Annotated in this window: 11 protein-coding genes; 9 read left to right on the top strand and 2 right to left on the bottom strand. The window is 59.8% G+C overall.

What is annotated here, in order from left to right; genetic code table 11:
• Positions 1-28 precede the first annotated feature (28 nt).
• From MXF20_RS10550 to fruA, 4 genes are all read left to right on the top strand, one after another.
• Positions 29-283: a YkgJ family cysteine cluster protein gene (locus MXF20_RS10550; protein WP_325969454.1), complete on the top strand. Its 255-nt coding sequence runs from the start codon at positions 29-31 to the stop codon at positions 281-283.
• A gap of 277 nt (positions 284-560) precedes the next feature.
• Positions 561-1691: a fused PTS fructose transporter subunit IIA/HPr protein gene (gene fruB, locus MXF20_RS10555; protein WP_325969214.1), complete on the top strand. Its 1131-nt coding sequence runs from the start codon at positions 561-563 to the stop codon at positions 1689-1691.
• Positions 1688-2626, top strand: a complete 939-nt coding sequence (gene fruK, locus MXF20_RS10560) for a 1-phosphofructokinase (protein ID WP_325969216.1) — start codon at positions 1688-1690, stop codon at positions 2624-2626. The genes fruB and fruK overlap by 4 nt, the downstream gene beginning before the upstream one ends.
• Before the next feature lie 16 nt (positions 2627-2642).
• Positions 2643-4352: a PTS fructose transporter subunit IIBC gene (fruA, locus tag MXF20_RS10565; protein WP_325969217.1), complete on the top strand. Its 1710-nt coding sequence runs from the start codon at positions 2643-2645 to the stop codon at positions 4350-4352.
• A 68-nt stretch (positions 4353-4420) separates the two neighbouring features.
• On the opposite strand, the gene nfo is transcribed toward fruA, so the two are convergent.
• A complete protein-coding gene (nfo, locus tag MXF20_RS10570; protein WP_325969218.1) occupies positions 4421-5266 on the bottom strand; it encodes a deoxyribonuclease IV in 846 nt (281 codons plus the stop codon).
• A gap of 56 nt (positions 5267-5322) precedes the next feature.
• Positions 5323-6369, bottom strand: a complete 1047-nt coding sequence (locus tag MXF20_RS10575) for a YeiH family putative sulfate export transporter (protein ID WP_325969219.1) — start codon at positions 6367-6369, stop codon at positions 5323-5325.
• A gap of 106 nt (positions 6370-6475) precedes the next feature.
• Here MXF20_RS10575 and MXF20_RS10580 point away from each other — a divergent pair, with 106 nt between their 5' ends.
• The 5 genes from MXF20_RS10580 (at position 6476) to MXF20_RS10600 (ending at position 12010) form a co-directional block, all read left to right on the top strand.
• Complete coding sequence (locus tag MXF20_RS10580; RefSeq protein WP_058757253.1) at positions 6476-6853, top strand: YkvA family protein; 378 nt, start codon at positions 6476-6478, stop codon at positions 6851-6853.
• Between the two features lie 9 nt (positions 6854-6862).
• Positions 6863-7729 (top strand): DNA-binding transcriptional regulator YeiE, encoded by an 867-nt coding sequence (gene yieE / locus MXF20_RS10585; protein ID WP_325969221.1) that lies wholly within the window; start codon positions 6863-6865, stop codon positions 7727-7729.
• Between the two features lie 136 nt (positions 7730-7865).
• On the top strand, positions 7866-9332 hold the full coding sequence (locus tag MXF20_RS10590) for an amino acid permease (RefSeq protein WP_325969223.1): 1467 nt from the start codon (positions 7866-7868) through the stop codon (positions 9330-9332).
• An 810-nt stretch (positions 9333-10142) separates the two neighbouring features.
• Entirely contained in the window at positions 10143-11222 is a 1080-nt protein-coding gene (locus MXF20_RS10595; RefSeq protein ID WP_325969225.1) for an iron ABC transporter permease, read from the top strand.
• Positions 11222-12010: an ABC transporter ATP-binding protein gene (locus tag MXF20_RS10600; protein WP_325969226.1), complete on the top strand. Its 789-nt coding sequence runs from the start codon at positions 11222-11224 to the stop codon at positions 12008-12010. The genes MXF20_RS10595 and MXF20_RS10600 overlap by 1 nt, the downstream gene beginning before the upstream one ends.
• Positions 12011-12015: the final 5 nt, after the last annotated feature.

The following is a 12015-nucleotide window of genomic DNA, read 5'->3' on the forward strand; positions in this document are numbered from 1 at the left end:
CGGCCGCTAATCTTTGCAGGAGCGCATGATGTTGTGTCGAGACCAGTGCGGTGCCTGTTGCACAGCCCCTTCCATTTCTTCCCCGATCCCCGGTATGCCTGACGGCAAACCGGCCAATACCCGCTGCGTTCAGCTTGATGAACAGCAGCGCTGCAAAATTTTTGGCTCGCCGCTGCGCCCGACGGTGTGTGCCGGTTTACAGCCCAGCGCTGAGATGTGCGGCAACAGCCGCGCCGACGCCATGATCTACCTGCTGCAGCTGGAAGCGGATACCGCGCCCTGAGCCTGAGCTGACGCGAGCTGAAGATCGTGCGCCTTTCACTGACGGCGTTACAGCAACGCGTCAGCTTTGCCCCTGTGAAAAATCCTAAATCCACGGTGAAGTGTGCGGAGCATCAAAAATCTGCTACGCCGATTGCGCATTTTCTTGCCTGTAATCGGGTGCTGTACCATATTCCCTGAAACGTTTCAGCGTTGTCCTCCCGGCTAAGTCCGTGTCGTACAGCGTATTTTTTCGCCATCAGGCTGAAACGATTCACTTTCAGCAAGCGAGGAGAAATATGTTCCAGCTCGAAGTTCAGGCCATTCACACCGGCGCCAGCGCGTCCGATAAAGAACAGGCCATCCGTCAGGTTGCCGCTGCGCTTACCGCAGCCGGAAATGTAGCGGAAGGCTACGTCGACGGCATGCTGGCGCGCGAACAGCAAACCACCACTTTTCTCGGCAACGGCATCGCCATTCCGCACGGCACCACCGATACCCGCGATCTGGTGCTGAAAACCGGCGTGCAGGTTTATCAGTTCCCGCAGGGCGTGGACTGGGGCGATGGCCAGACGGCGTACGTCGCCATCGGCATTGCCGCTAAATCTGACGAGCACCTCGCGCTGCTGCGCCAGCTGACCCACGTATTAAGCGATGACAGCATCGCTGAGCAGCTGAAATCCGCCTCTGCTGAAGAGCTGCGCGCGCTGCTGATGGGTGAAAAACAGGCCGCTGAATTCCAGTTTGATACCTCGCTGATCGCCACCGACGTGGCTGCCAGCGATCTGATGACGCTGCAGGCGCTGAACGCCGGGCGTCTGCAGGCGGCCGGTGCCGTTGACGCCAGCTTTGTCGCGGACGTCGTCTCGCACGCGCCGCTCAGCCTCGGTCAGGGCATCTGGCTGAGCGACAGCTCGCACGGCAACCTCAACAGCGCGGTGGCGGTGAGCCGCAGCGCGACGCCGCTGGCGCATCAGGGCGAACCGGTAGCGCTGCTGCTGACGGTCGCCGCCACCGATCAGCGTCCGCTTGAGGTGCTGGGTTACCTCAGCAATCTGCTGCTGAACAATCAGGCTGAACGCCTGCTGAAGGCGGATGCAGCGGGCATTCTCGCGCTGCTGACCAGCGAAGTGGATGAAGCCGCGGACGTGTTAACCGCAGAATTTACCATTCGCAACGAGCACGGCCTGCATGCGCGTCCGGGCACCGCGCTGGTGAGCGTGATCAAACAGTTCAACAGCGATATCACCGTGACCAATCTCGACGGCAGCGGTAAGCCGGCTAACGGGCGCAGCCTGATGAAGGTGGTCGCGCTGGGCGTGAAGAAAGGCCATCGTCTGCGTTTCACCGCCAGCGGTGACGATGCGCAGCAGGCGCTGCACGCCATCGAAGAAGCCATTAACAGCGGTCTGGGCGAGGGGGCAGCATGAGTCGTCGCGTTGCCACTATCACCCTGAACCCGGCGTACGATCTGGTCGGCTACACGCCGGAGATCGAGCGCGGCGAGGTTAATCTGGTCAAAACCACCGGGCTGCACGCTGCGGGTAAAGGCATCAATGTCGCCAAAGTGCTGAAAGATCTCGGCATCGACGTCACCGTCGGCGGCTTCCTCGGCAAAGAGAATCAGGACGGCTTTCAGCAGCTGTTCAGCGAACTCGGCATCGCTAACCGTTTTCAGGTGGTGCAGGGCCGTACCCGCATTAACGTCAAGCTGACGGAAAAAGACGGCGACGTCACCGATCTCAACTTCTCGGGCTTTGACGTCACCGCGCAGGACTGGGATCGCTTCACCGCCGACTCGCTGACCTGGCTGGGTCAGTTCGATATGGTGTGCGTGAGCGGCAGTCTGCCAGCGGGCGTTGCGCCGGACGCGTTCACCAAATGGATGAGCGATCTGCGCACCCAATGTCCGTGCATCATTTTTGACAGCAGCCGTGAAGCGCTGGTGGCCGGTCTGAAAGCGGCACCGTGGCTGGTCAAACCGAATCGCCGCGAACTGGAAATTTGGGCTGGTCGCAAGCTGCCGACGCTGCAGGACGTGATTGACGCCGCGCACCAGCTGCGCGAGCAGGGCATTGCCCATGTGGTGATTTCCCTTGGTGCGGAAGGCGCGCTGTGGGTCAATGCCTCTGGCGAATGGATCGCCAAACCGCCTGCGTGTGAAGTGGTCAGCACCGTGGGCGCCGGAGATTCGATGGTTGGCGGCCTGATTTACGGCCTGCTGATGCGGGAATCCAGTGAACACACGCTGCGTCTGGCGACGGCGGTGGCGGCCATGGCCGTCAGCCAGAGCAACGTCGGCGTGACCGATCGTACCCAGTTGGCCGCGATGATGGCGCGCGTCGACTTACAACCCGTTAACTAACAGCAGGAGAGCGATAATGAAAACGCTGCTGATAAAAGATTCTTCACTCGGCCTGGCATCAGGCCATTTAGCCTCGGAACGTCTGCAGGCGGCAGCAGGGCAGGCGGGACTGACGCTGGTTGACAGCGCCGCGGACGCCGAACTGGTGCTGGTGATTGGCCAGCAGGTCACCGACAACGCGCAGCTGGCCGGCAAGTCGGTCGCACTAGTGGACGTGCAGCAGGCGCTGCGCGATCCGCAGGCGGCACTGGCGCTGGCTAAAGATGCGGCGCAACCGTGGCAGCCGGCTGTGGCAACCCCGGCGGCAATCCCTGCGGCAGGCGCACCGGCGCAGAGCACCGGTCAGAAACGTATTGTGGCCGTTACCGCCTGTCCGACCGGCGTGGCGCACACCTTCATGGCTGCCGAAGCGATTGAGGCGGAAGCCAGCAAGCGCGGCTGGTGGGTGAAAGTGGAAACCCGCGGTTCAGTTGGTGCCGGCAATCCGATCACGCCAGAAGAAGTGGCTGCGGCCGATCTGGTGATTGTCGCGGCGGATATCGACGTCGACCTGGCGAAATTTGCCGGCAAGCCGATGTACCGCACCTCCACCAGTCTGGCGCTGAAGAAAACTGCGCAGGAGCTGGATAAAGCACAGGCGGAAGCCAAAGTCTGGCAGCCTTCCGGCAACCAGGCCGCAGCCAGCCAGAGCGACAGCAAAGAGAAAGCCGGTGCCTATCGGCATCTGCTGACCGGCGTATCTTATATGCTGCCGATGGTGGTGGCGGGCGGTCTGAGCATTGCGCTGTCATTCGCCTTTGGTATTACCGCATTTAAAGAGCAGGGCACGTTAGCCGCGGCGCTGATGCAGATCGGTGGCGGCAGCGCCTTTGCGCTGATGGTGCCGGTGCTGGCGGGCTTTATCGCCTTTTCGATTGCCGATCGTCCGGGCCTGACGCCAGGGCTGATTGGCGGCATGATCGCCACCAGCATCAACGCCGGTTTCCTTGGCGGCATCATCGCCGGTTTCATCGCCGGTTACGCCGCGAAACTGCTGAGCAGCAAAGTGAAGCTGCCGCAAAGTATGGAAGCGCTGAAGCCGATTCTGATCATTCCGCTGGTGGCCAGTCTGATTACCGGCCTGCTGATGATTTACGTGGTAGGCAAACCGGTTGCCGGCATCATGAGCGGTCTGACCAACTGGCTGGCGAACATGGGCACCGCGAACGCGGTCCTGCTGGGCGCGATTCTGGGCGGCATGATGTGTACCGACATGGGCGGTCCGGTGAACAAAGTGGCTTACGCGTTTGGTGTCGGTCTGCTGAGTTCACAAACCTACGCGCCGATGGCTGCCATTATGGCCGCCGGGATGGTGCCACCGCTGGCGATGGGGCTGGCAACGCTGGTAGCGCGTCGTAAGTTTAATAAAGGTCAGCAGGAGGGTGGTAAAGCGGCGCTGGTGCTGGGCCTGTGCTTTATCTCCGAAGGTGCCATTCCGTTTGCGGCGCGTGACCCGATGCGTGTACTGCCATGCTGTATCGTGGGTGGCGCAGTGACCGGCGCTATCTCCATGGCGATGGGGGCCAAACTGATGGCGCCGCACGGCGGGCTGTTCGTGCTGCTGATTCCAGGCGCTATCACACCGGTGCTGGGTTATCTGCTGGCGATTGTGATTGGTACGCTGATCGCCGGTCTGGGCTATGCAATTCTGAAACGTCCGGAAGAAGAACTGGCAAAAGCCGCGTAACGGCAGCCAGTGACAACAAAGGGAGCCGCGGCTCCCTTTTTTATTGGCACAGGCTCCGGTTAAACCCGTTACGCCTGCTGCTCTGCCTTCAGCCAGGCAATTTCATCCTTCCAGATATCCGGATTGATGGTTTCCAGAATCAGCGGAATACCGTCGAAACGCGCATCCTTCATCAGCCAGCTAAACGCGGTCTTGCCAATGTTGCCCTCGCCGAGGCTGTGGTGGCGATCCACGCGGCTGCCGAGCGTGCTTTTGGCATCATTGAGATGCATACCGCGCAGATACTGGAAACCGACCACGCGTTCAAACTCGGCAAAGGTGGCTTCACAGGCGGCTTCGCTGCATAAATCATATCCGCCAGCGAAGGCGTGGCAGGTATCAATGCACACGCCGACACGCGATTTGTCTTCCACATGGTCGATGATCGCGGCGAGATGCTCAAAGCGGAAGCCGAGGTTACTGCCCTGGCCGGCGGTATTCTCAATCACCGCTATCACGTTGTGGGTTTTATCCAGCGCAATGTTGATCGACTCGGCGATGCGCTTCAGGCAGGCGTCTTCATCAATCTGCTGCAGGTGGCTGCCGGGATGGAAGTTGAGCAGCGTCAGGCCAAGCTGCTCGGCGCGCTGCATCTCATCAATAAACGCCTCGCGCGATTTTTCCAGCGCGTCCATCACCGGGTGGCCGAGGTTAATCAGATAGCTGTCGTGCGGCAGGATCTGCGCAGCGCTAAAGTTGTATTGATCGCAGGCGGTTTTAAAAGCATCGATCACCTGCGCAGAGAGCGGTGCGGCTTTCCACTGGCGCTGATTTTTGGTGAACAGCGCAAAGGCTGTGGCTTCGATTTCATGGGCCCGGATCACTGCCTGGTCTACGCCGCCGGATGCGCTAACGTGTGCGCCGATATATTTCATGCCGCTCTCCTGAATGGGCGATTGCTGATGCAAAACGCCCATGATAGCGGATGCGCTTACGCCATGAAATGTTGCACCAGCACATTCAGTGCGCCGCCGCCGAGAATCAGCCAGATAAACATCAGCAGCCCGAGCAGCAGCGGTTTGACGCCCGCCTGCTTCAGCGCGCTGAAACGGGTGGTTAAGCCCAGCGCCGCCATCGCCATTGCCAGCAGCAGGTTCGCCAGCTGATTCAGTCCCGCCACCACCGGCGGTGGCAGCAGATGCAGGGAGTTAACCAGCGCCACCACAATAAACAGCAGGGCAAACCATGGAAAGCTGATCGGCTGCTGTGCCTGACGATGCTGGCTGCGCTGGCGCTGCAGCCAGCTGCCGAGGATCAGCAGAAACGGTGCCAGCATCATCACCCGCAGCATCTTGGCGATCACCGCCGTGTTCTCCGTTTCCGCACCCATCGCATGGCCGGCCGCCACCACCTGCGCCACTTCGTGCAGCGTCGAGCCGGTGAAAATGCCGAAGTGTTGTGCGCTGACCTGCGGCACCAGCGTCCAGAGAAACGGATACAGCACAATGCCGACGGTGCCAAACAGCACCACGGTGGCCACCGCGACCGCCACTTTCGACGGCGCGGCTTTAATTACCGGTTCACTTGCCAGCACCGCTGCCGCGCCGCAAATGCTGCTGCCGGCACCAATCAGCCATACGGTTTCGCGATCCATTTTCAGCAAGCGGATGCCGATCAGGCAGGTGATCAGAAAGGTTGAGCTCAGCACCAGTACATCAATCAGCACGCCGCTGACGCCGACATCGGCGATCTGCTGCACGGTGATGCGGAAACCGTAAAGAATGATGCCGAGGCGCAGCAGGCGCTGTTTCGCCAGCAGCACACCGCTATCGCACTGGCTGGCCACCCGGGGATACAGGCTATTGCCCAGCACAATGCCGACGATGATGGCCAGCGTCAGCGCACCGAATCCCGCGCCTGCCAGCCATGGCTGACTGGCCAGCCACGCGGCAACGGCGGCGATGGCGGCGGTCAGCAGCAGCCCGGGCAGCCAGCGGTGAACATGAAAAGGGGTTTTGTTAACGCTTAGTTCAGCCATAATACGCTTCTCCTCAGTGAGGCTTTAGCGTGCGCCTGGCTGGCTTAAAAGTGAAATTGATAATATATTTATAATCAACCGGAATAAGTGATAAGGAAGGGCAACAATGTTCATGCGCCTGCGCCGCTGGGCGAAGCTCATCAAACGGGACGTGCTAACGCTGTGGTTTGCCTGTCGCGATCCGCGTACGCCGTGGTGGTTTAAGCTGCTGGCCTTCGGCATTGTTGCCTATGCGCTCAGCCCCATCGATCTGATTCCGGACTTCATCCCGATTATTGGCCTGCTGGATGACGCGATTATCATCCCGCTCGGCGTGATGATCCTGCTGCGTCTGCTGCCGCGCGACGTGCGCATCAGCAGCGCCGAACGCGCCGAGGTGCAGCGCGCGCGCGGCAAGAAAATTGTTAGCTGGAGCGGCCTGATTCTGATGCTGCTGATCTGGCTGGCGGTGGTGATTTATCTGGTGAAGCGTTACGCCATGTAAGGAGCACGCATGCACATTACGCTGCGTCAGATTGAAGTGTTTACCGAGGTGCTGAAAAGCGGCTCCACCACTCAGGCCTCGCAGGTGCTGGCGCTGTCGCAGTCGGCGGTCAGCGCGGCGCTGTCCGATCTCGAGAGTCAGCTTGGCGTGCAGCTGTTTGACCGCGTCGGCAAACGGCTGGTGCTCAATGAACACGGCCGGCTGCTCTATCCGCGCGCCGTCGGGCTGCTGGAGCAGGCGATTGAGATCGAACAGCTGTTTAAAGAGGACAACGGGGCTATACGCCTGTTTGCCAGCAGCACCATTGGTAACTATCTGCTGCCGGGGATGATTGCCGCCTATCGCCGCGACTTTCCCACGCTGCCGCTGGAACTCAGCGTCGGCAACAGCCAGGACGCCATCAATGCGGTGGCCGATTTTCGCGTCGACATCGGCCTGATTGAAGGGCCGTGCCATGAACCGGATATCATCAGCGAACCGTGGCTGGAGGATGAACTGGTGGTGTTCGCCGCGCCGGATGCGCCGCTGTTGCAACAGCCGGTGACGCTGGAAACGCTGGCCGCAGCGCCGTGGATCCTGCGTGAGCGCGGTTCCGGTACGCGTGAGATTGTCGATTACCTGCTGCTGTCGCACCTGCCGCAGTTTCAGCTGGGGATGGAGTTAGGTAACTCGGAGGCGATTAAACACGCGGTGCGCCACGGCATGGGCATCAGCTGCTTATCGCGCCGGGTGATTGCCGATCTGCTGGAAGCCGGCACGCTGACGGAAGTGCCGGTCCCGCTGCCGCGCCTGACGCGCACCCTGTATCGCATCCATCACCGGCAGAAACATCTGTCGAAAGCGCTGAGCCGCTTCCTCGCCTACTGCCGGGAATAGACGCCACCGGCATTACGCTGTGGCTAATAATTCCCGGCCGATTATGAAGGTAACTAATAACCCGTGGTGAATGCTATACAGTGCAGGCTTTGCTGCTACAATCGCGCCTTATTTTTATCCAGCATAGCGTTTACACATGCATAATGACTCAAAAACAACACAACAACCTGGGCTGCGCCGTGAATTAAAAGCGCGCCATATCACCATGATCGCCATTGGCGGTTCCATCGGCACCGGCCTGTTTGTCGCCTCGGGTGCCACTATCTCTCAGGCGGGTCCTGGCGGTGCGTTGCTCTCTTACGCGCTGATCGGCCTGATGGTTTACTTCCTGATGACCAGCCTCGGCGAACTGGCGGCGTTTATGCCGGTCTCCGGTTCCTTTGCCACCTACGGTGCCAAATATGTCGAAGAGGGCTTTGGCTTCGCGCTGGGCTGGAACTACTGGTACAACTGGGCGGTGACCATCGCCGTTGACCTCGTCGCCTCACAGCTGGTGATGAACTACTGGTTCCCGGACACGCCGGGCTGGATCTGGAGCGCGCTGTTCCTCGGCCTGATGTTCCTGCTTAACTACATTTCGGTCAAAGGCTTTGGCGAGGCCGAATATTGGTTCTCGCTGATCAAAGTCACCACGGTGATCATCTTTATCGTGGTTGGCGTGCTGATGATTACCGGCATCCTGCGCGGCGCGGAGAATGCTGGCTGGCACAACTGGACGGTGGGCGATGCGCCGTTTGCCGGTGGGTTTGCCGCGATGATTGGCGTGGCGATGATTGTCGGCTTCTCCTTCCAGGGCACCGAACTGATCGGCATTGCCGCCGGTGAATCTGAAGATCCGGCGAAAAATATTCCGCGCGCGGTACGCCAGGTGTTCTGGCGCATTCTGTTGTTTTACGTGTTCGCGATCCTGATCATCAGCCTGATTCTGCCGTATACCGATCCGCAGCTGCTGCATAATGATGTCACCGATATCAGCGTCAGCCCGTTCACGCTGGTGTTCCAGAATGCCGGTCTGCTGTCCGCGGCGGCGGTGATGAATGCGGTGATCCTGACGGCGGTACTGTCGGCGGGTAACTCCGGCATGTACGCTTCAACGCGCATGCTGTTTAACCTGGCGCAGGAAGGCAAAGCGCCGCGCATTTTTGCGAAGCTGTCGAAAGGCGGCGTCCCGCGCAATGCCCTGCTGGCGACTACGGTGGTGGCAGCGCTGTGCTTCCTGACCTCGAAATTCGGCAACCAGGAAGTGTACCTGTGGCTGCTGAATACCTCAGGCATGACCGGTTTCATCGCCTGGCTCGGCATTGCTATCAGCCATTATCGTTTCCGCCGCGGCTACGTGGCGCAGGGGCTGGATCTGGCCGATCTGCCTTATCGCTCCGGCTTCTTCCCGCTGGGGCCGATTTTTGCGTTCGTGCTGTGTCTGATCATTACGCTGGGGCAGAACTATCAGGCGTTCCTCGCCGATCGTATTGACTGGTACGGCGTTGCCGCAACCTATATCGGCCTTCCGCTGTTCCTGGTGATCTGGCTGGGTTACAAGCTGACGCGCGGCACCCGTGTCGTAAAATACGGCGAGATGGAATTCCCTTCCTTTAAGCAGTAATGCATTACAACGCAGCCTGGACGCGTTTTTGCGCGATGAATCGCGCCGCTACAAATCGGTGCAACCCTCTGTAGCGGCGCAATTTATTGCGCTGGCAAACAAGTAGCAATACATGACAACGCGGCCCCGGCCGCGTTTTTGCGCGATGAATCGCGCCGCTACAAATCGGTGCAACCCCCCCCTGTAGCGGCGCAATTTATTGCGCTGGCAAACAAGCAGTAATGCATAACAACGCGGCCCCGGACGTTTTTTGCGCGATGAATCGCGCCGCTACAAATCGGTGCAATCCCCTGTAGCGGCGCAATTTATTGCGCTGGCAAACAAGTAGTAATGCATAACAACGCGGCCCCGGCCGCGTTTTTGCGCGATGAATCGCGCCGCTACAAATCGGTGCAACCCTCTGTAGCAGCAAAACTTATTGCGCTGGCAAACAAGCAGTAATGCATAACAACGCGGCCCCGGACGTTTTTTGCGCGATGAATCGCGCCGCTACAAATCGGTGCAACCCTCTGTAGCAGCGCAATTTATTGCGCTGGCAAACAAGCAGCAATACATGACAACGCAGCCCGGACGTTTTTTTGCGCGATGAATCGCGCCGCTACAAATCGGTGCAACCCTCTGTAGCGGCGCCATTTATTGCGCTGGCAAACAAGCAGTAATGCATGACAACGCGGCCCCGGCCGCGTTTTTTTTGCCATTTGTTAAGCGATGCAAACCAGTCGGGCTTTGTTACAGAGATAGCATTGATAATTATTATCACCTGCTCTATTGTGGCAGCCGTTATAATGGCGACAGGAAACAGGTAGAACAATGCGTAGTACGGACTCCGCGCTGGTGGCGGAACATGGCACCGAAGCCGAGACCCTGATCCGTTATCGTCAGGTTTTGCGTCAGCGACTGCTGCTGATTGGCGTGCTGGTGCTGGCGATCCTCGCGTCAGTTATCCTCGATTTTACCCTTGGCCCGGCTGGCCTGACTCTCGATACGCTGTGGCAAACGCTGCTCCATCCCGCAGCGGTGGACGCCGGTACGCGCGTGATCGTCTGGGACATCCGTCTGCCGTATGCGCTGATGGCGGTAGTGGTCGGCTTCTCACTCGGCCTCGCCGGTGCTGAAATGCAGACCATCCTCAATAACCCGCTGGCCAGCCCGTTCACGCTGGGCGTCTCGTCGGCAGCGGCGTTTGGTGCCGCGCTGGCGATCATTCTCGGTATCGGTATTCCCGGCGTGCCGGATCAGTGGCTGATCTCCGCCAATGCCTTTGTCTTCGCCTTGTTTGCCGCGCTGATGCTGGATGGCATCACGCGCTGGAGCAAAGTCTCAACCTCCGGCGTGGTGCTGTTTGGCATCGCGCTGGTGTTCACCTTTAACGCCCTGGTTTCGATGATGCAGTTCATCGCCAGCGAAGATACGCTGCAGGGCCTGGTGTTCTGGACCATGGGCAGTCTGGCGCGTGCCTCGTGGGAAAAACTGGGCGTGCTGAGCGCCGCCTTTGCCATTCTGCTGCCGTTCTCAATGCTCAGCAGCTGGAAACTCACGGCGCTGCGCCTCGGTGAAGATCGTGCGGTGAGTTTCGGCATTGACGTGCGGCGGCTGCGGCTGGCGACGCTGCTGCGCATCAGCATCCTTTCGGCGCTGGCGGTGGCATTCGTCGGCCCTATCGGTTTTATCGGTCTGGTGGCACCGCACATCGCGCGCATCATGTTTGGTGAAGATCATCGCTACTATCTGCCAGCCAGTGCGCTGATCGGCGCGCTGGTGCTGTCACTGGCGTCGGTAGCCTCGAAAAACCTCATTCCCGGCGTCATCATTCCGGTCGGCATCGTCACCTCGCTGGTCGGCGTGCCGTTCTTTCTCAGCATTATTCTGCGACATCGGGGGACAGTGTGATGGAGCAGGGCTTACGCGTCAGCCACTTTTACGCCGGTTACCCGAAGCGTAACGTCATTGACGATCTCAATGTCACGCAACTGCCGCGCGGCAAAATTACTGTGCTGCTGGGGCCTAACGGCTGCGGCAAATCGACGCTGCTGCGCGCGCTTGCTGGTCTGAGCAAAGGGCAGGGCGAGCTGTGGCTCAACGGCGAAGAGCTGATGAGCCAGCCGTTTGCCCGGCGCGCGCAGCGCGTGGTGTATCTGCCACAGACGTTGCCAGCCGGTGTGCATCTGCACGTGCTGGAGTCGATCATCGTGGCGCAGCGTGCCTCCGGCGGATTACACAGCGCAGCCAGTGAAGCGGAGATCATGCATTTGCTGGAGCAGCTGGGCATCGCCCATCTGGCGATGCGCTACCTCGATCAGCTGTCCGGCGGCCAGAAGCAACTGGTCGGGCTGGCGCAGTCGCTGATTCGCCGTCCGGAACTGTTGCTGCTGGATGAACCGCTCAGCGCGCTGGATTTGAATTATCAGTTCCACGTGATGGATTTGGTGCGGCGCGAAACCCGGCTGCGCAACATGGTGACGGTGGTGGTGGTGCATGATATCAACATCGCGCTGCGTCATGCCGATCACGCGCTGATGCTGAAACAGGGACAGCTGCTGGCCGACGGAGCGCCGTCGCAGGTGATTACGCCGGAAACGCTGGCGCAGGTGTATGGCGTGCGTGGCCGCATTGAGCACTGCTCACAGGGCACACCGCAGGTGATGATCGATGGGCTGGTGGCTGAGTCGCTGGCCTGATCGTC

It is taken from the genome of Pantoea dispersa (assembly GCF_035783935.1).
GTDB lineage: Bacteria > Pseudomonadota > Gammaproteobacteria > Enterobacterales > Enterobacteriaceae > Pantoea > Pantoea dispersa_C.

Excerpts from the sequence above, each read along its gene's own strand:
- MXF20_RS10590 (WP_325969223.1), top strand. The coding sequence starts at position 7,866 with ATGCATAATGACTCAAAAACAACACAACAACCTGGGCTGCGCCGTGAA.
- yieE (WP_325969221.1), top strand. The coding sequence starts at position 6,863 with ATGCACATTACGCTGCGTCAGATTGAAGTGTTTACCGAGGTGCTGAAA.
- MXF20_RS10550 (WP_325969454.1), top strand. The coding sequence starts at position 29 with ATGTTGTGTCGAGACCAGTGCGGTGCCTGTTGCACAGCCCCTTCCATT.
- fruA (WP_325969217.1), top strand. The coding sequence starts at position 2,643 with ATGAAAACGCTGCTGATAAAAGATTCTTCACTCGGCCTGGCATCAGGC.
- MXF20_RS10595 (WP_325969225.1), top strand. The coding sequence starts at position 10,143 with ATGCGTAGTACGGACTCCGCGCTGGTGGCGGAACATGGCACCGAAGCC.
- MXF20_RS10580 (WP_058757253.1), top strand. The coding sequence starts at position 6,476 with ATGTTCATGCGCCTGCGCCGCTGGGCGAAGCTCATCAAACGGGACGTG.
- nfo (WP_325969218.1), bottom strand. The coding sequence starts at position 5,266 with ATGAAATATATCGGCGCACACGTTAGCGCATCCGGCGGCGTAGACCAG.
- fruB (WP_325969214.1), top strand. The coding sequence starts at position 561 with ATGTTCCAGCTCGAAGTTCAGGCCATTCACACCGGCGCCAGCGCGTCC.
- MXF20_RS10600 (WP_325969226.1), top strand. The coding sequence starts at position 11,222 with ATGGAGCAGGGCTTACGCGTCAGCCACTTTTACGCCGGTTACCCGAAG.
- MXF20_RS10575 (WP_325969219.1), bottom strand. The coding sequence starts at position 6,369 with ATGGCTGAACTAAGCGTTAACAAAACCCCTTTTCATGTTCACCGCTGG.
- fruK (WP_325969216.1), top strand. The coding sequence starts at position 1,688 with ATGAGTCGTCGCGTTGCCACTATCACCCTGAACCCGGCGTACGATCTG.